This window comes from Selenomonadales bacterium (genome assembly GCA_018335585.1).
Lineage (GTDB): Bacteria > Bacillota > UBA994 > UBA994 > UBA994 > UBA994.
Window position 1 is genome coordinate 46,192 of the sequence record JAGXRZ010000042.1, and the last position, 17,385, is coordinate 63,576.

15 protein-coding genes are annotated in these 17,385 nt (G+C 57.7%); 7 read left to right on the forward strand and 8 right to left on the reverse strand.

Going from position 1 to position 17,385, the window contains the following annotated elements; genetic code table 11:
- The 4 genes from KGZ66_08010 (at position 1) to KGZ66_08025 (ending at position 3,864) form a co-directional block, all read left to right on the forward strand.
- Complete coding sequence (locus tag KGZ66_08010; GenBank protein MBS3985536.1) at positions 1-1,020, forward strand: biotin-dependent carboxyltransferase family protein; 1,020 nt, start codon at positions 1-3, stop codon at positions 1,018-1,020.
- Between the two features lie 44 nt (positions 1,021-1,064).
- Positions 1,065-1,817, forward strand: coding sequence for a putative hydro-lyase (locus KGZ66_08015; GenBank protein MBS3985537.1), 753 nt, complete (start codon positions 1,065-1,067; stop codon positions 1,815-1,817).
- A gap of 2 nt (positions 1,818-1,819) precedes the next feature.
- The gene (locus tag KGZ66_08020) at positions 1,820-2,920 is read left to right on the forward strand and encodes a PD40 domain-containing protein (GenBank protein MBS3985538.1); all 1,101 of its coding nucleotides are present in this window, start codon (positions 1,820-1,822) and stop codon (positions 2,918-2,920) included.
- Positions 2,921-3,138: 218 nt separating this feature from the next.
- Positions 3,139-3,864 carry a coenzyme F420-0:L-glutamate ligase gene (locus KGZ66_08025; protein ID MBS3985539.1) on the forward strand — a complete coding sequence of 242 codons (726 nt, stop codon included), beginning with the start codon at positions 3,139-3,141 and terminating at the stop codon, positions 3,862-3,864.
- Here KGZ66_08025 and KGZ66_08030 read toward each other — a convergent pair.
- On the reverse strand, positions 3,821-4,600 hold the full coding sequence (locus tag KGZ66_08030) for an ATP-binding cassette domain-containing protein (protein MBS3985540.1): 780 nt from the start codon (positions 4,598-4,600) through the stop codon (positions 3,821-3,823). The genes KGZ66_08025 and KGZ66_08030 overlap by 44 nt on opposite strands.
- Entirely contained in the window at positions 4,587-5,294 is a 708-nt protein-coding gene (locus tag KGZ66_08035) for an ABC transporter permease (GenBank protein MBS3985541.1), read from the reverse strand. Before KGZ66_08035 ends, KGZ66_08030 begins: the two co-directional genes overlap by 14 nt.
- A 345-nt stretch (positions 5,295-5,639) precedes the next feature.
- On the opposite strand from KGZ66_08035, the gene KGZ66_08040 reads away from it, so the two are divergent.
- On the forward strand, positions 5,640-6,434 hold the full coding sequence (locus KGZ66_08040; GenBank protein ID MBS3985542.1) for a hypothetical protein: 795 nt from the start codon (positions 5,640-5,642) through the stop codon (positions 6,432-6,434).
- Between the two features lie 182 nt (positions 6,435-6,616).
- On the opposite strand, the gene KGZ66_08045 is transcribed toward KGZ66_08040, so the two are convergent.
- The 3 genes from KGZ66_08045 to KGZ66_08055 are packed head-to-tail and all read right to left on the reverse strand — an operon-like array spanning position 6,617 to position 10,499.
- Entirely contained in the window at positions 6,617-7,894 is a 1,278-nt protein-coding gene (locus KGZ66_08045; protein ID MBS3985543.1) for a Ger(x)C family spore germination protein, read from the reverse strand.
- Positions 7,891-8,979: a GerAB/ArcD/ProY family transporter gene (locus tag KGZ66_08050; GenBank protein ID MBS3985544.1), complete on the reverse strand. Its 1,089-nt coding sequence runs from the start codon at positions 8,977-8,979 to the stop codon at positions 7,891-7,893. Before KGZ66_08050 ends, KGZ66_08045 begins: the two co-directional genes overlap by 4 nt.
- Entirely contained in the window at positions 8,976-10,499 is a 1,524-nt protein-coding gene (locus tag KGZ66_08055) for a spore germination protein (protein MBS3985545.1), read from the reverse strand. Before KGZ66_08055 ends, KGZ66_08050 begins: the two co-directional genes overlap by 4 nt.
- Before the next feature lie 65 nt (positions 10,500-10,564).
- Here KGZ66_08055 and KGZ66_08060 point away from each other — a divergent pair, with 65 nt between their 5' ends.
- Positions 10,565-11,662, forward strand: a complete 1,098-nt coding sequence (locus KGZ66_08060) for an HD domain-containing protein (GenBank protein MBS3985546.1) — start codon at positions 10,565-10,567, stop codon at positions 11,660-11,662.
- Positions 11,663-11,800: 138 nt separating this feature from the next.
- On the opposite strand, the gene KGZ66_08065 is transcribed toward KGZ66_08060, so the two are convergent.
- Together KGZ66_08065 and KGZ66_08070 are read right to left on the reverse strand one after the other, a co-directional pair.
- Positions 11,801-12,199 carry a hypothetical protein gene (locus KGZ66_08065; GenBank protein MBS3985547.1) on the reverse strand — a complete coding sequence of 133 codons (399 nt, stop codon included), beginning with the start codon at positions 12,197-12,199 and terminating at the stop codon, positions 11,801-11,803.
- Positions 12,200-12,251: 52 nt separating this feature from the next.
- Positions 12,252-14,519 carry a hypothetical protein gene (locus KGZ66_08070; protein ID MBS3985548.1) on the reverse strand — a complete coding sequence of 756 codons (2,268 nt, stop codon included), beginning with the start codon at positions 14,517-14,519 and terminating at the stop codon, positions 12,252-12,254.
- A gap of 63 nt (positions 14,520-14,582) precedes the next feature.
- Here KGZ66_08070 and KGZ66_08075 point away from each other — a divergent pair, with 63 nt between their 5' ends.
- Positions 14,583-16,124, forward strand: a complete 1,542-nt coding sequence (locus tag KGZ66_08075; GenBank protein ID MBS3985549.1) for a D-aminoacylase — start codon at positions 14,583-14,585, stop codon at positions 16,122-16,124.
- A gap of 1 nt (position 16,125) precedes the next feature.
- Here KGZ66_08075 and glsA read toward each other — a convergent pair whose 3' ends face one another.
- Positions 16,126-17,028 carry a glutaminase A gene (gene glsA, locus KGZ66_08080; GenBank protein ID MBS3985550.1) on the reverse strand — a complete coding sequence of 301 codons (903 nt, stop codon included), beginning with the start codon at positions 17,026-17,028 and terminating at the stop codon, positions 16,126-16,128.
- Between the last annotated feature and the right edge of the window lie 357 nt (positions 17,029-17,385).

Below are 17,385 nucleotides of genomic sequence, written 5' to 3' on the forward strand. Positions count from 1 at the left end.
ATGAAGACATTGTCCGTGCTTTCTGGAGGGCTACTCACCACCGTACAAGACTGTGGGCGGCATGGCTTGCAGGCGTTTGGCGTGCCTGTTTCCGGTGCCATGGACACTTACTCCTTGCAGTGGGCCAACAAGCTAGTGGGAAACGACTGCTCGCTCGCCGCACTTGAGATAACCATGCAGGGGCCGGTACTTCTCGCTAACGCGCGCCTCTTGGTAGCGGTAACGGGGGGGAGGTTTGCACTCTCCGTGAATGGGAAGCCCGCGCCGCAGTGGGAGGCCTTTACCTTAGCTCCGGGTGACAGATTAGATTGTGGCACGGCCATACGCGGCGCGCGCGCCTACCTTGCTGTGGCAGGTGGCATCGCCGTCCCGCCGGTAATGGGCAGCCGTGCGACGTTTTTGCGTGGGCAAATAGGAGGGCTCGGCGGCCGCGCGCTGCGAGCGGGAGATACCCTGAGCGTAGGGGAGTGCGAAGACCGCTCCGGGCTTGTCGGCAATTTTGTGCCGCGGGCGCTGCTGCCGGCTCTGCCGCAGGACCTCACGCGTGTGCGTATCATGCTCGGGCCACAAGACGAGCTTTTTGTGCCGGAGACTCTCCTGCAGCTAGAGGAGGGCGAGTACGAAGTCGCCGCGGAGTCAGACCGCATGGCCTATCGCTTGCGCGGTCAGCCGCTTGCGCGCCATATCGGCGGCGACACTGTCAGTGACGGCGTGGCGCCGGGAAGTATTCAGGTGCCGCCAAGCGGTCAACCGATAGTGATGTTGGCCGACAGGCAGACTACGGGCGGGTACCCCAAGATTGCCACTGTAATCGGGGCAGACTTGCCGCTCTTTGGGCAGCTAAAACCAGGCGACAGGCTACAGTTTAGCGTCGTGTCGTTAGAGCAGGCGTTGTCAATCCTCTGCGAGCAAGCGAAAAAACTTGCGGCGCCGCCTTGTCGCGCAAAGTCGCGGCGGGAACTTAGTGTCGCCATACTTGGGGAGCAATTTCATGTTTACGCCAGCGAGGTGGTACCGTGAAAGAGAAGCGCGAGAGTCGTAGTCCCAGTCAATGGCGAGCGCTGATGCGCGGCGGAGAGTACACGCGGCCAACAGCAGGCTTAGCGGTTGGGTACGCGCAGGCCAATTTGGTTATCCTAAAGTTGGAACTTGCCTTTGACTTCCTGCTCTTCTGCCAGCGTAACGCCATAGCGTGTCCCGTACTTGAGGTGCTAGAGCCCGGGTGCTTTGAAGCGAAGTTCCTAGCCCCCGGCTCCGACATACGCACGGACCTGCCACGCTACCGGGTGTTTCGCCACGGCGTACTTCAGGCCGAGCCGCTTACCATTGTCGACTACTGGCAGAGCGACTTCGTAAGCTTCTTGCTCGGCTGTAGCTTTAGCTTTGAAGGAGCTCTACTGGAACAAGGCCTAGAGGTGCGTCATATCAGCGAAGGACGCAACGCGCCTATGTACGTCACGAATATTCCTTGCCAGAGCGCCGGTGTGTTTAGCGGACCGCTGGTGGTGAGCATGCGCCCCTTTGCCGCGCGGGATGTAGCCAAAGCGGTACAGATTACCGGCCGCTACAAGGCCGTGCACGGCGCGCCAATTCACATCGGCGACCCGGCGGCACTTGGCATTAGGGACATCTCGGCGCCCGACATGGGTGACGCGGTGACCATACGCCCGGGTGAGCTGCCGCTCTTTTGGGCGTGCGGCTGCACCCCGCAAGCCGTGGTCATGCAGTCTAAGCCCGATTTGGTCATTACGCATGCCCCGGGACATATGTTCGTCACCGACCTTAGGGACAGGGATTTAGAAACGATCGGAGGCTAAGCATGAAAGCCGTACGCTTGGTTGCACTGGGGATGATCCTGGCTGTGCTGCTAGTTGGGTGTCAGTGGTTCGAGCGCGAAGCGGGGCCTGAGACTTTTACAATTTCCTCATTTGCTTGGCTTCCGGGCAATGAGGGCTTAGTTGTGGCCAAAGACGCCGCCGGCGAACAGCGCCTTTGGCTGGTAGGGGGTACCGGCGGACGGCCGCGCAGGCTTACAGAAGGCACACAAACCGAGTTTGACGTGGCTGTGAGTCCAAACGGTCGCTACGTGGCTTTTGTCACTTACGGGGGGGGAAACGAGCGGTACCCGGCTCTCTATGACCGCACGACGAGAGCTACGCGGCGTCTGGATTTACCGCTAAGCGGCGCTTATCCGGCCTCGCCCATGTTCTCACCCGACGGCAGGTTTGTCGCGTTTCAGCGCAGCTTTGGCGCCGCCGACGCTCATTCCGATGTCTACCAGGATGTAGTGCTGTACGACTTAGTAGCAGCGCGCGCGGTCGTCGTTCCTTCCCAAGGCGATACAAACCGCCTGCTCGGTTTTGGTGACGCCTCGGATAAAGTCTACCTGTGGAGTACGTTTGAGGGACATAGTCACAGCTGGAATTTTAAGTACGACCTTTGGGAAGTCAACCTAGCGACGCTTGCCGCCAACCGTCTCTCCCAAGGAGGCCCGGTGCACAACGCGTTCGGCGCGCATAAGCAGCCCACTCTACCTCGCTTTGTGTTTCACACGTGGCAGGCCGAGGACATTAACCTCTCCATAGTGCCCGTACCGCGCGACATCTACGTAGCCGACATTAACCCTTACCGCCAAGCGCGCTTAGTCACCGGAGGACGCGCTTCCGACCCGCGCTTCTCCCCGGACGGCGAGCACATTGTCTTTCTGCAGGATTTCCAAGGCAAGGGTTTAGAAGTCTTCACTATAAATAAGGAAGGGCTAAACCCTCGCCGACTTACGGAAAGCCGCTTGCCCAAATCGTCGCCGCAATGGTCGCCTGACGGCAAGCGCATTGCCTTTATCCAAGTAGAGGGAGAAGGCCGCCACGCGCTCTATACGGTGCAACCGGACGGAAAGGGGCTGCGACGCATTGCGCCGTGAGGGGATGGGGGAAGTGCCCAGTGCCCAGTGCCTAGTGCCCAGTGCCCAGTGCCCAGTAGAGCGGGTATCGCCGTAGTGTTCGCTTCCCCTTCGCTCACAGCTCACAGCTCAAAGCCCCTAACGCCTACAGCCTAAGGCCTAAAGCCTCTCCCCAAGCGACAAGCGACAAGCGACAAGCGACAAGCGACACTCTAAATCTCAAGACAAGGGAGAAAGTCATGGACACTTTCTACGCTAACCCGGATAAACAAGTAACGATTGTGGTCAACGGCAGGGCCTTCTATCGGCACGCCATACAGACGCACTTTATAACCCCCGGCGAAGATTATCTTGAGATAATCCGCTTTTACGTAAGTGCGCTTTATCAGCCGGGCGACATCCTGTCGATAAGCGAGAAGGTCATCGCTCTTTGCCAGAACAGAATACTGGAAATGAGCGATATTAAGCTAAGCTTTTGGGCAAAGTTCTTAAGCCGCTTCGTCAATATGACGCCGGCCGGGGAGTCCGTAGGTAATCCCTACAAGATGCAAATCGCCATAAACCTCGCCGGGTTGCCGCGCATTCTGCTGGCCGCGGCCTGCGCAGCTCTCACGCGACCTTTTGGCATCAAGGGCGTGTTCTACATGGTGGCGGGGCACGGCATCGCCGGCATCGACGGCTTCTGTGCCGATGCCTTTGACTGGTACCTTACTAAAGGGGTGTTGGTGCCGGATAAACCGAGCGAGGTATGCCGCGAGATTGAGACAAAACTTGGCATTGCCTGTATGATCGTCGACGCCAACGACCTCGGCGTAACCATTCTTGGGCACTCCGACCATTTAGGGTTTAGCGAAGCAGAGCTCATGGGGATGCTCCGCGACAACCCGGCCGGGCAGGGCAGCGAACGCACCCCGCTCGTGCTTATACGCCCCGGGCTGGCTGTGGACCAACTTTCGGCTGGGTAGGAGTGGGTGTGCGGTACGCCGCGCGTCCCAGGCTGACAAAATCGCAGAGAAAGGGTCGGGTAGGGGCGGCGAGAATAGCCGACGGCTCCCCGTCCGCCACAATCATGCCCCTGTCCATCACTACCAGTCTGTCGGCAAGCAGCGCTACTTCGCTGTAATCATGGCTGACCATAACTCCGGTTGTATCCGTGAGGGCAAGCCACTCCCGTAAGTGCCGCAGGAGATAGGCCCGCGCTTCCACGTCTAAATAGGTAAAGGGCTCATCGAGAAATACGATGCGCGGCTCGGTCACTAGGGCCTGGGCCAGAATTACTCTAGCTGTCTCGCCGCCCGAAAGCGTCTTAGCTTGACGGGTTGCGAGCGTTTCAGCTTGCGTAACACCCAGCCAATGCAGCGCGCGTTCTCTCGCTAGCCGTGAGCTTACGCCTCTTAGCCGAAGCGGCAGACTTACGTTGTCTAGCACACTGCCGGACAGAAGTCGCGGTGCCTGGAAAACGTGCGAGTACAGGCGCGTTATGGCTAAGCGATCCGTAGGCCAACGGTGCGCCGTGCCTTCTAAGCTATAGCTTTGGTGACTAGCTTCACCAATTGCCCCAAGGGCCCGCAGCAGCGAGGTCTTGCCCGCTCCGTTTGGGCCGATTACAGCCGTAAACTCCCCTCGGCGCACCGTGAACTCGGGTACGGCGAGGATTCTTCGCTTGTTGATGGTCAGGCACAGCTCTTTAACCGTGAGCATTCCACAGCCTCCCCTGTTGCATAGCTGTGAGTATGAGCGCGACCCCATAAGACAAGGTCAGCAGGATAAACCCAAGCGCCACAGCGACTGCGAAGTTGCCGCGGTTTACCTCAAGTACAATGGCTGTACTCAACACACGTGTATGCCCGCGGATATTGCCGCCCACAGCCATGGCTGCGCCTACCTCGGCCACCGCCGAGCCGAAGCCGGCCATCACGGCGGCGAGAATACTTAGGCGGGCCTCCCGTATCACAAGCCAGATCGTCTGCCACTTGTTCGCGCCCAGTGCTCTTATATGCAGGGCTAAGCCACCCTCTACCTGCATAACTCCGGCCATAGTCAGGGCTGTTACGCGTGGCAGGGCGATTAGGCAGCCGGCGATAACAAGTGCATAAGGCGTGTACATAAGCCTGAGACCACCTAAAGGCCCGCTTCGCCAGAGAAACAGGCTAACCCACAGACCGACCACGACGGGCGGTAGCCCTAAGGTTGAGTTGACCACAGCCCGCACCGCTTGTCGTCCCGGAAAGCGCACTAACCCTAGGTAGGCCCCAAGCGGAACCCCAAGTAAAACGCTCAAAAGCGTAGCGCTGCCGCTTACTCGCACCGTCAGCCAAGCGATTTCGTAGATTTCGCCTTCACCCGTCGCGAGCATGCGAATGGCTGTAGTTATGCCCTCGAGTATCCAGTGCATGGCGGGCCTCCTTTTCGTGCCTAGTGCCCAGTGCTCAGTGCCCAGTAGAGCGAGGGACTACTGGCGCTGGCAGAGGGGAGCGTGCTCCGTGCTTCGTGCTCCGTGCGCCGTAGAACGGGGGCCTTGCGGCTTACGGCTTACGGCTTACAGCGGAAAGCCGAAAGCGGAAAGCCACTCCCGTTCCCTTTCGCCTTTACCCTTTCCACCTTTCCACCCCGTCACTGCTCTGCTGGCGGCTGGTAGCCCTCCTCACAAGCGACAAGTGACAAGCGACAGCACTGTCCCGATTATTATAGCAGGAAAAACCAGTCTCGCCACCGTATATCTCCTGTAGGAGGTGGCGAGATGTCTCTGACTCTAGATGAAATTCGCGGCATGCTGCTGCTCTGTGCTAAGGCCTTTAGCGGCAAACGCGGGCGGAGTGGAATCATCAAGTTTCTCTTAGGTGAGGCCAGCGCAAGCACCGAGCATTTAGCGCGAGAAAATGGCATTTCCGAGCTCTTTGGTGCCTTGGCAGGCCTTGACTACAAAGACGTGCAGCAATCCATAAGCCACCTTGAGCGGAACGGCTTCCTAGAGACTGTGAACAAAGAAGCACAAGGCAAGCTTCTCCCGCTTATGCAGGTGACGCCGCGTGGCTTAGCAGAATTAGAGCGGCTACGCCCGGCGCTAGCGCTAAGCGGGCAAGGTGCAGCTAGCGCCGAGAGGATGCTGCTTATCTTGATGCGGATGGCACGCCTGTTGGAAGGGCTTAAAGCGGCACAGCTGATAGATTTAGCTGCACAGCTTGGGTGCACCGACGGCCAACTCAGGCAGTACGTACAGCTCTTGTGCAAGGTGTTGCAGCTTCGCCCCGAGGCGGTGCTTGCCACCACCCACGCGCGCCAGCACTTCGCAGTTGTGCTTGAGCGCGGCCTGTGCACTGCCGCTTTCGCCGAACTGACCGAAGCCGAAGCGCAGGCGCTCCGGTGTTATGTCGGCATGCAGCTAAAGCACCAGCTCGACCGCGAAAGCCTGCAGCAGTATTACGACTTGGCCTCGCCCGAAGACAAAGCGCGCCAGGCCGCCGCGCGCCTCGCCGGACGCGAATGGCAGCACAAACACCCGCTTGTGTCGGTGTTGGGCTTTCTGTCACTCTAGGCGCTAGGCTTTAGGCTTTAGGGGCTTTGAGCTTTGAGCTTTGAGCTGTGACCGAAGGGGAACAGGACACAGCCGCGACGCCGCTCTACTGGGCACTGAGCACTGGGCACTAGGCACTTCCCTCTACCAGCAGCCCCCCCGTCCACTAAGTGCAAAGTGCAAAGTGCAAAGTGCGCCCGTCATCACTTATCCACCGGCTCAAGCCTTAGCAGCTCCAGACCAATATTGCGTATTTGCGCCTCTGCTTTAACCGTAAACTGCGCCGTTTGGATTTTGTTGCGCCATTCCTTGCTGTTCCAAAGCTCTGGGTACTGCCTGCGCATAAGTTGCCCGAGGCGCAGTGGGTCGCCGCCTGTAGCCGCCACCTTCTGTACCGCCTGCAGCGTGTTTTGCCGCAGTACGTCGCCAATCATCTTCTCCAGCAGCGCGCTGTTATCTTTTTTGCTTAAGTCAACATCACCCGCATAGTTGTGCAGGCTAAGTCGTACCTGAAGCCGCAAAGTGTAATGCGGCACTTCTTGCACCATTTCAAGACTCCAGTTAGCTGTTACGGACTCCATGCTTAGAACCATGGCACTTTGCTTAGGGAACAGCCTCTCGTCCGGCGGAAACATGACGTTTACCATCAGGCGATTCGCCTTACCCATGGCTAGGTACACAAACTGGGCTTCGGGCAAAGTAAGTGTCTCGACTACCTTGTCGCCCTGCCAGATAGCGGCGCCTACCACCTGCACGTCTTCCTGCGGAGGGCGCGGCGCGGTTTCTCCGCCGTTTCCGCCACCGCCGGCACCGGCACCACCACCTCCTCCTCCGCCCGCCTGCTGACCGTTTGGCGCGGCTGCCTCCGCCTCTTTTTCGGCCTGCCTACGGTCTAGCGTGCCGATGGGGCTGACCAGTGCGGTCATGGCGTCCATCCCCGGCATCATCATATGCGTAATAAACGCCGAAACTGTGGTGCGCGGGGCGTCCCGCCTGAAGATGGCCCGGTCTAACAGGCTTCTTAAGTGTACGGAAATAAGCTGGTGCGCGGGAGGTTGCACAGACAGGAGCGCTTGCGCCGTACCCCGCGTGACAATTACATGTGCCCCGAGCCTAAAATCAGGATGTGCGCAGAGGTCGTTTAGTACCGGCGACAGCGGCTGTTTAGCCGCCGCTTCTCCGATCACAAGCACTCCCAACACGGCTAGGGAGAGATGCTGGCCGTTGGTATGGTTCCAAAGCGTTAAGGCTTCGCTCACGCTGTGGGCGCGAATGGTCAATACGCGGTTTTCCCGCATACGCCTCTCCTCCATCAGCGGGTGGACAATCGTTACATTTAGGTGCGGGGCCTCCGGCAGCCAATCTACGCCTAAGCTAGTTACAAACGCTCTTCTCTCTACGGGAAGAGCATCCCAGCAGCCGCTAAGCAGGGTAGAGATGACGATAAGTCCTAGCACCAAAAGGCACTTGGCTTTCTTCATTGCTTTTGCCGCTTCCTTAGGGCGAAGTAGCCAAGCGGCAGCAGAATTACGGCGCTCAGCGTAAAAAAGGAGAGGTCGAAAGTGCCAAGGAGGTCGGCTAAGGTAATCAGCTCGCGCAGCGGTGTCTCGCCCCACGAGGCGATTAGCAGGAATGAACCGAGAAAAACCGCCGTCTTACGGAAGCATGCTTTCGGTACCAACCCTTGGATAAGGCGCGTGCCCATATAGAGCTGCGTGCCGGAAGTCATCACGACCATGCCTATCCACATAAACAGGGCCAAGCTGTCGAAGCGCTCGATTACACTGGTCTCGGCGATGCTCAGCATAACGAGTGTAGGGACTAACAAACGCGTCAGGTGTTCAAGGCCAAAAAAGGCGATGGCCGCCACTGTGGTCAGAGTATACACGGCTGTCACTAAACCTATCGACCACAGCACGGCACGAACAGACTCTTCTGGTTTTCGCAGATGCGGGTAGCTAAAGAGGAGAATATCAAAGCCCGCATAGCTATAGGCCGCGGCTATCGCCCCGGCTAGGAAACTGCCGACATCGGCGTCGCCAAAGACGGGCCGCAGGTGGACCATATGCCCGGCCACTAAGGGTACGACTAGGAGCGTCATCAGCGGGAACCAGAGCATGACGCTAAGCTCCGCCAAGCGGGCTAAGCTGTTAATGCCGGCCGATACCGCCAGCACCGAGAGTACTAAGATAATGGTAGCAAAGACGGTGCTTGGGGTGTGCGTCAACATGCGGTTGGTAATAATGGCCGAAAATATACGCATCGTCAGGATGACAAAAAAACACGCCTTAACGAGGTACAAGAGGAGCCAGATGCGCCCAAGGAGCGGTCCCATAAGCTTGGTGCTCCACTGTGCGGGATCTTCGCCGGGGAAAAGACCGGCCAAACGATTGGAGAGAAGGGCCACAAGAAGCACCGCCAAGCCCGCAACCGCCACCGCTACCCACGCCGAGCGTCCGGCTTCCTCGGCCGTTACGCGCGGCAGCGAGAAAATGCCGTTGGCAATCAGTGCGCTTATAATCAACATGCCGTGTTGAAAGCCGGTGACAGACGGTTTTGGGTTCACTGGTCACTCCCCTGTATCCGCCTATTTTGTTCGGAGGTGAATCCTCGGTAGGGCTTATGAAATACAAAGTCCGAAAAGCTAGATAAGCGCAAGGGAGCAAAGGGGCGCAGGTATGGCACCCCTAATATTTCTAGAGAAGCCATATGAATGAAAATCGCCGTCCAGACCGCCGTAATACCTATGCCCGACAGAACGGCTGCCGCCGCCAACAGCACATACCTGAGTACCCGCGTCAGACCTACTACGCGGTAGTCGGGTGTAGCGAATGAGCTAACTACGGTGATAGCGACGACGATGACAAGGAGGGGGCTCACCAGGCGGGCGAGAATCACCGCTTGCCCCAGCACAAATGCGCCTACGACGCCCACCGTCTGACCGATTTTCGAAGGTATGCGCAGCGTCCCTTCCTGGAGAATATCGACTAGGACTAACATCAGTACCGATTCAACCGCCGGCGGAAAGGGTATGCCGGCACGCGCCGCGGCTACGGCAAAGAGCAAGTCGGTTGGTAAGAGCTCGTAGTTGTACGTTATAATAGCCACATACAGCGCGGGCAGTGTGGTAGCGATAAGAAACGCCAGCAGGCGAAATGCCCGCATTAAGCTCGTTACCGCATAGTGGTCGAAGTAGTCGGCCGGACTTTGAAAGAGGTCGCTAAACCCCATCGGCAGAATTAAGGCTTCCGGAGAGCCGTCTAAGAAGAGCGCGATGCGGCCTTCCAGCAGATTTCCGGCCACACGATCCGGCCTTTCGGACTGGATGGCTTGGGGGAAGGGTGACCATGGAGTAACCCCGAGCAGAGAGGTCAGGTAGTTTGTCTGGAGCAAACCGGCGACATCGACTGACGAGAGCTTTTGGCGCAACTGCCCTACGGTATCCGCTGTGGCCAAGCCGTCTATATAGAGCATTAAGAGGCGTCGTGGATTGCGTTTGCCAAGCGTAAACGTCTCTATACGGAGCAGAGGCGTGCGTATCAGCTGGCGCACGAGCGCGAGGTTAAGTTCGCAGTCTTCGACAAAGGCGATTTTCGGGCCAAAGACCGTGGTCTCTATTTCGGGATGAGTGACGCTGCGGCCGCGGTAAGCGCGGGCGTCGACAGCCAAGGCTGACTTAAGCCCATCCGCCAAGACAATCGCTTCGCCAAGCAACAAGCGGTTTAGTGCGTCGTCCTGTGTGTCAGTTTCGGTAATCGTCCCACATGTCAAGAGATTGCGGAGGGTGTTTGTGCCGCTACTCTTTGGAGTTGGGTCGACCAGCGCGGTAAGGCCGGAGAGCGGCAGGATAACTTCCGCCGCGATGCGCGCTTCGTCGGCCAGGCTACGCAGGTATAGAGCCGCCATTTTCCTCCCGGCGACGCCGAGGCGAAACTCGCGTACCGTAAAGTCGGGCGCCTGCCTGAACAGTTCCTGAAAGTAAGTAAGGTCTTCTGCGTATCCTTGCAGGGGAACGGCGGCTGTCGCTGTATCTTGGGATGTCCCCTTGGTCAACCACGCGCTAATCTTCTCCCACAGGCTCACCACTCTTCCACCTCCTACGCCTATTCTCTCCATGGATAAACGTTCCATGCACAGAAGGGAGGAAGTCCATGCTAAATCCACTGCCACCTGCTCTACTGCGGGCGCGCGCTTACCCACGCGAGGCCGACTTGCGCGGCGACTACTTTCGCGACGTCACGGCCATCATCCACTCCACGCCTTTTCGCCGTCTCAAGCACAAGACGCAAGCTTTTTATGCGCCACAAAACGACCACGTCTGCACACGCATTGAGCATGTGCTGCACGTGGCCACGATTGCCGTAACTATTTGTAAGGCGCTTGGGCTCGACGCCGACTTGGCGCAGGCGATTGCCTTAGCACACGATTTGGGGCACGCGCCTTTCGGACACGAAGGCGAACGCGTGCTGCACAACAGGACGACGGAGATTGGCGGCTTTATCCACGAGTTGCACGGTCTGCGCGTGGTAGATGTGTTAGCGCACGACGGGGCAGGGCTTAACCTGACGTATGGAGTGCGCGACGGTGTAATTAGTCACTGTGGAGAGCGTTTTGAACAACGCCTTGCCCCGGAGCCTCTCCCAAAGATACTGGCTGAAGTTAAAGACCGCGGGCTCGCTCCCAATACCTACGAGGGCTGTGTCGTGCGCCTCGCCGACAAAATAGCCTATCTCGGGCGCGACTTAGAAGACGCGATTACCGCTAAGTTTGTCACCCTAGCGGAGGTAGACCCCCTAGTGAGGCAGGCGCTGGGCAGTTCAAACGGGCAGATTATCGGCACGCTTGTCGCCGATGTAGTGCAGGAGTCGACGGGGAAAGATTACGTCGGCTTTTCCGACGAGAAAAACGAATTGGTGCTGCGGCTCTACGCCTTTAACAAAGAGCGCATCTACCGTCACCCCCGCATGGAGCGCTACCGCGTGTTTTGCCAGCGCATTATCGAAGGTGTGTTTGACTATTTGTTAGATCTCTTCACGCGGCAAGGATGGGATTTGCCGCCCTATGCGCATGGGGCAATTCGCCTCGACGCGCAGTTTGGCGAGTTTTTGCGCGGTATGCGGCACATCTATGAGGCCAATGCGGTGCCAGCCGTGCGTATTATCGCCGACTATGTGGCGGGCATGACCGACGACTTCGCCATAGAAGCCATAAAGCAAATAACTATCCCCGCGCCTATAGATTTTGACTGAGAGCAGAGCGTGGATTCACCACAGAGTCACAGAGGACACAGAGGTTTGAGTGAAGGAGTACGTGCCAGGGTGGGTATTGTGCCTTCTTCTTCCTCTCTGTGCTCTCAGTGCCTCTGTGGTGAACACTCCCCTGTTACATTATCTCCGTTTGCGCCGCGTGAACCAAGTTAGGGCAGCGTAGCCGCTAAGTATCAGCCCTAGGGTCAGCGCCAGCAGGATGTTGACGGCATTCGCCGGCGGATAGGTGAGGCTTACGCCTAGCTCCTTAACTTCCAGCGCGTCGCTCACTTCGTAGCGGTGACTTATCATGCGGCCATCCGCACTGCGGCGGTTAAGGGTTACAGCGTAGCCGTTAGCTAACCGGCGTGCCTGCAGCTCGCTTCCTTCCCATACGTCACTTGTGACGTGCGTTCTGAGGGCCGCCGTATGTGGCAGAGGAAGCTTCGTCGCCTGACAAGAAAAGTAGTCAAACAACACTACCGCCAGAAGCGCCAGCAATAGTGCAACAGCCGTGCGCACCAACATGCGTTTCCACATCGGCCTCCACTCCTTCTTAAGTAATACGAGAGATGACGCTCTAGGTTTCGCCCTAGAACAACCGCAACTGAAAGTCGCGCTTCTGCACGCGTTCATACTCTCTAAGCACCTCAGGCGATGGACGGAAACTCCAAAGCTTGATTCTCGCTGCCTCCTCGCGGGAGATACTTAGCTCACTAAACACGCGATGCCAATCTAGCGGCGGCAGGAGGTAGAGAAACTTCTCTGCCGTTTTTTCAAGCACCTCGAGATAGAGGCGGATATCGTAGTCGCCAGTATAGTCTTCGCTGAGCTTTAGTTGCCCGTGCTGCGCGTGGTAATAGTAGATGCGGGATTTCAGCGCCCAGCGCGCGCGGTCGGGCCGCTCTGCCACTAGGTCGAAGGCGCGTGTACGGGGGCCTCCCGCGGCTATGTGGGCAGCGTAGTCCTCCCAGGTCGTATCAACGCTGACATAGCTTGTGACTTCATCGCGTGTCAGGCCGCCCTGGCGAAGGCGCAGGGCATAACTTCTGTACGTGTCGCCTAGGCAGGGGACATCTTCTGCTGCTAAACACCGAATGATTGCCTTAATAAACCCTTCCTGTAGGCCATAGAGGCGGCGGGAGCGAAACACTACCCCTTTACGGGTGATGCCTTCTTTGCCAAAGAGGACATAGTTCTTGGCGGCATAGGAGTACATATGGTCGAAGTAGCCCTCGTACTCCACCTTGATACCTGCCGGAAGCCCTCGGCCAATCAGCGCGGCTATCTCGCTTGGCTGGTGCCCTAGCCCAGGCAGAGTAAAATAGACGCCGTCTGTGTCAAGTTCCACCACCGTGCCGCCAGCATGTTCGGCGTTAGCGGCCATACTTAAGAGGATGGCTTGGCCGCGCCGCGTAATCTCGCCGCTTACCTCGGCATCCGCAAAATGGAGGCCCGCCGCGCCAAGCAGGCCGTAGAAACTGTTGATTAGGACTTTAAGGCTGTTTTGCAGCGCGTCGGCGGCGCGGTATTCGAGAGTGCCTAGGGGTAAGTTCTTTAGGTTTTCTTTGGCTGCCAGACGCCTGGCGGTAAGTTCCGTCAAAAGTCCAAGGAAAGCGTCTAGGTTGTCCGTGCGGGGCTTACACTTGAAAGAAAGGCAGATGCTTGGGTAGAGGCTGGCTACATCGGCTTTATGCACGCGGCTATGCCAACCAAGACTGCGCACCTCGGTAAGCCCGCCGCTTGCTTCTGCGCCAGACGCTTCCTGACGTAAAGGCAGGCTATGGGCGCGCTCTAGGTACGCCCGCACCATGGCTAAGTCTACTTTCGACCCAGTTCCCGTATTGACACACTGCTGCAAGGTAAGCGGGAGCAGCTGTGTCTGGTAGAAGAAAGCAGGAATCAAGAAGTTGTAGAGCGCAAGCGAGTCTCGCGCGTCGGCTACCGCGTAGTCCAAGAGGCGCTGTTCGCCCTTGTCCCACAGGTGAGAAATCTCACCGCGGTCAAAGTCACGGCGGTCAACGCCGAGCCCTAGCGCCTGCACGGCTTCCTTTAGCTGAAAGTTCGCTAGCGTGCGGTGAGTTGTGTCCCACTGAATGAGGAGTGGTAGCGTATCGACTATATGGCGGCCAAAAACAAAGTAGTCTGCGCTCGCGGGTAAACCCATCTGCCGCCTTCCCTCACGCGCAAACAAAGGCCCGCCGTCCCGCCCGAGATTTAGGGGGAGTCTGTGCCGTGCGGCGCGCGTGGTAAGATAGGGGAGGTCGAAACCGGTGATGTTGTGGCCGACCAACACGTCATAGTCTTCGCGGCAAATGAGCTGACACAGGGCTGCTATCAGGCCTTCTTCCCCGAGCGTGCGAGCGTCAAATAAAAAGGACTGCCCGCGGTTATCGGCGACGGTGGCCAAGATAATCCGGTCGTCGGGGTCGTTCGCGTCGGCAAACAACTTAGCCTTGCTGGTATAGACTTCAAGGTCTACGGCGGCTACTTTAAGGTCATGTGGCCGCATCGCCGCAAACAGCGCGGTCTGGCTGCGAATCAGAAAGCTTAGGGCGGCGTTTCTGTGCCACAGGTGTTTCCCCGCCCGGCGCACGCCCTTAACCTGTTCAAGGTGCTCCCTGTAGTTTTGGCAGCGCACGAGATAGCGCAGGGGGTGAGGGCCGCTGAGCTCGGTTATATCAAGGTTTTTGCCTGGCAGGGCGGAGATGTCGTCGACGATAAAGTAGTGCCGACTAGCTACGGTGAAGCTAGTGACATGTCCGTCTGGTTTACGCTCATAGAGGACAAAGCAGTCATTGAGCGTGTCATGTTCTACAGCCACTATGCGCTGATAGCGGCTCTCTACAAATGGCCACATAGACCTTATCTGCTCCTTCTTATAGACTGGTAGTAGTTAAGCAATTTAGAGGAGGAATGCACGATGCTAAATTTGGTAATTAAAAACGCCCGCCTAGTCGATGGCACCGGGGCGCCGTGGTTTTACGGCAGCATTGGAGTTTTAGGGGAGCGCATCGCCGAGCTTGGTCAGGTAGATACACCCGCGCAACGGGTGATTGACGCGGCCGGACGTGTAGTCGCGCCGGGGTTTATCGATGCGCATTCGCATAGCGACGAAGCCTTCTTTAAGAATCCCCAGGCAGAAAGCAAGGTGCGTCAAGGCGTCACTACGGAAGTCATCGGTCAGTGCGGCAGCTCGGCCGCGCCGCGTGAGGCGAAGAGCGACCACACCGAAGCCTACGCGAGTTTTGCCGAGTACCTCGAGCTGCTTACAGCGCAGGGGCTTGGGGTGAACGTAGTGCCGCTCGTGGGTCATGGCAATATTCGTGCTGTGGCGATGGGACTTGCCGACCGCGAGGCTACGGTAGAAGGGCTAAGGCAAATGTGTGTGCTGACAGAGGCTGCTTTGCAGGCCGGCGCGCACGGCCTCACGACCGGGCTAATCTACCCGCCGGGTTCCTACGGTACGCACGCAGAAATCGTGGCTTTGGCCAAAGTAGTGGCAAAATACGGCGGCTTGTATGCCTCACATATGCGCGACGAACGGGGCGGGCTTTTGGCTTCGGTGGCAGAAACAATCGATGTAGGCCGCCAAGCCAAACTGCCTGTACACATTTCGCACCACAAGGTGTGTGGCGAACAAAATTTCGGCCTGGTTAAAGAGTCACTGGCTTTAGTGGAAGACATGCGGCAGCAAGGCATAGACGTAACGCTAGACCAATATCCCTACACCGCCACCAGCACCGGGCTAAAGGTAGTAATTCCGCAGTGGGCGCACGCCGGGGGTACTGCCGCGATGCGGGAACGCCTGCTTGACCCATCTACGCGGGGCAAGATTGTGGGGGAGATTCAGGCGGCAAATGAACGGTGGGACAACCTGCTTATCGCCTCTTGCCGTAAGGAGGAGAACAAGCGCTTTGAAGGGCGCACGCTGCAGGAGATTAGCCATATGGTGGGCAAAGAACCGCTAGAGGCGTGCTTAGACCTGTTACTCGCCGAGAACTTCGACGTCGCCATGGTCCGATTTGCTATGTGCGAAGCGGACGTGGAATATGTAATGCAGCACCCTTTGGTCATGATTGGCTCTGACGCTACGCTACGCGCGACATACGGCCCGCTTTCTGCCGGTAAACCTCATCCCCGCGCTTACGGTACTTTCCCGCGCGTGCTCGGCACCTACGTGCGCGAACGCGGCGTGTTAAGGCTAGAGGAGGCCGTGCGCAAAATGACCAGCTTCGCGGCGCAGCGCTTTAGGCTGTACGACCGCGGCTTGTTGCGCCCCGGGACTTACGCCGACCTCGTAATGTTTGACCCGGCGACTGTAGCCGAGCTCGCTACCTATAGCGAACCGCATGCCTACCCGCGCGGCATCGACCTAGTCATGGTAAACGGGACTGTAGTAATCGAGAACGGCGAGCACAGCGGTGCCTTGCCGGGCAAGGTGTTGCGGCGCGGCGGCAAGTAGGCTAGAGCAAATAGAGGTTCGCGCGCTCGCTTAGTTCCGCCAACAGCGCAACGCCGGCCACGCTGTTGCCCTTTGGGTCGAGGGAGGGTCCGTACACCCCTAGGCCTAGGCTACCCGGGACTATGCCCAGAATAGCGCCGGAGACACCGCTTTTGGCGGGGAACCCAACCTTAACTGCAAACTCGCCCGACGCGTTATACATGCCGCACGTAAACATAAAAGTGCGGATAATGCGGCAGTATTGCCGCGGAAGCAGTGTCGTATCGCGGCAGCCCGCCAAAGCGTTAGCTAACGTCGCGAGTGTAAAGCAATCTGCCTCTAGGGAACATTGCCGAAAGTAGAGGTCGAGGGATTCTTCGGCGCTGCCCTCTAGCGCGCCTATGTCGCGCAGAAAATAGGCGATGGCGCGGTTGCGGTCGCCAGACAAAGACTCAGACCGGTACACGGCCTCGTTAAAGCCTACGTAGCAGTCCGGAGCTAGCGCGCGGACAAACTCAGTCAAACGACTGAACTTCTCCGCAACCGAATTACCCTTAATCAGCGCCGTAGTGGCGATAGCACCGGCGTTTACTAAGGGGTTAATTGGTTTTAGAGAGCTAAACGTTTCTAGCCGCATCAGTGAATTAAAGGAGTCGCCGGTAGGTTCCATGCCAATGCGGCTAAACACCGTCTCAGTGCCGTTATCAAGGAGCGCTAAGGCTAGAGCGAACAGCTTAGACACGCTCTGCAAAGTGAAGCGCACGCGCGTGTCGCCTGCACTGGCCGCAATTCCCGCCGCGCCCGCCACAACCACGGCCAAGGCTCCTTTGTCCGCCTTACTAAGCTCCGGGATATAGCTCGCCAGTCGCCCTTCCGACGTGCGAGGTTTGTACTTAACAATCAGCTCATCTAAGAGCAACTGCATACCCTTCACCCTTCCACCTTAAAAACAAAAGGGACTAAAAACAAAAGGGACGGTTCTTTTTGTTTCACCTGTGATCCCTCTATATTCTCGTAATCTTTCTCTATACTCGGATATAATCCTGCAAGTGCTAAACTGCTTTCCATGTTCTTGACTTTGGGAGATATCGAGTGTAAAAATCGCTGAGACCCTGTAGTAGCAAGGGTTTCAGCGGTTTTCAAATGTCCTGTTACCTCAGGTTTACCGAGAGGTCCAGTTTTGTGCTGACGCGAAACTGCGTGAGCGTCATGTTGGTCTTGAGCGGGGGCAGTTCGAGTACGTCGGCTAGATCGAGATATTCCTGCGGCACCTTGGTCGGGG

What these genes read in the sequence shown, in the direction of transcription:
- KGZ66_08035 (MBS3985541.1), bottom strand. Translation starts at nt 5,294, where the DNA reads ATGCACTGGATACTCGAGGGCATAACTACAGCCATTCGCATGCTCGCG.
- KGZ66_08015 (MBS3985537.1), top strand. Translation starts at nt 1,065, where the DNA reads ATGCGCGGCGGAGAGTACACGCGGCCAACAGCAGGCTTAGCGGTTGGG.
- KGZ66_08030 (MBS3985540.1), bottom strand. Translation starts at nt 4,600, where the DNA reads ATGCTCACGGTTAAAGAGCTGTGCCTGACCATCAACAAGCGAAGAATC.
- KGZ66_08020 (MBS3985538.1), top strand. Translation starts at nt 1,820, where the DNA reads ATGAAAGCCGTACGCTTGGTTGCACTGGGGATGATCCTGGCTGTGCTG.
- KGZ66_08025 (MBS3985539.1), top strand. Translation starts at nt 3,139, where the DNA reads ATGGACACTTTCTACGCTAACCCGGATAAACAAGTAACGATTGTGGTC.
- KGZ66_08070 (MBS3985548.1), bottom strand. Translation starts at nt 14,519, where the DNA reads ATGTGGCCATTTGTAGAGAGCCGCTATCAGCGCATAGTGGCTGTAGAA.
- KGZ66_08040 (MBS3985542.1), top strand. Translation starts at nt 5,640, where the DNA reads ATGTCTCTGACTCTAGATGAAATTCGCGGCATGCTGCTGCTCTGTGCT.
- KGZ66_08060 (MBS3985546.1), top strand. Translation starts at nt 10,565, where the DNA reads ATGCTAAATCCACTGCCACCTGCTCTACTGCGGGCGCGCGCTTACCCA.
- glsA (MBS3985550.1), bottom strand. Translation starts at nt 17,028, where the DNA reads ATGCAGTTGCTCTTAGATGAGCTGATTGTTAAGTACAAACCTCGCACG.
- KGZ66_08045 (MBS3985543.1), bottom strand. Translation starts at nt 7,894, where the DNA reads ATGAAGAAAGCCAAGTGCCTTTTGGTGCTAGGACTTATCGTCATCTCT.
- KGZ66_08065 (MBS3985547.1), bottom strand. Translation starts at nt 12,199, where the DNA reads ATGTGGAAACGCATGTTGGTGCGCACGGCTGTTGCACTATTGCTGGCG.
- KGZ66_08010 (MBS3985536.1), top strand. Translation starts at nt 1, where the DNA reads ATGAAGACATTGTCCGTGCTTTCTGGAGGGCTACTCACCACCGTACAA.
- KGZ66_08075 (MBS3985549.1), top strand. Translation starts at nt 14,583, where the DNA reads ATGCTAAATTTGGTAATTAAAAACGCCCGCCTAGTCGATGGCACCGGG.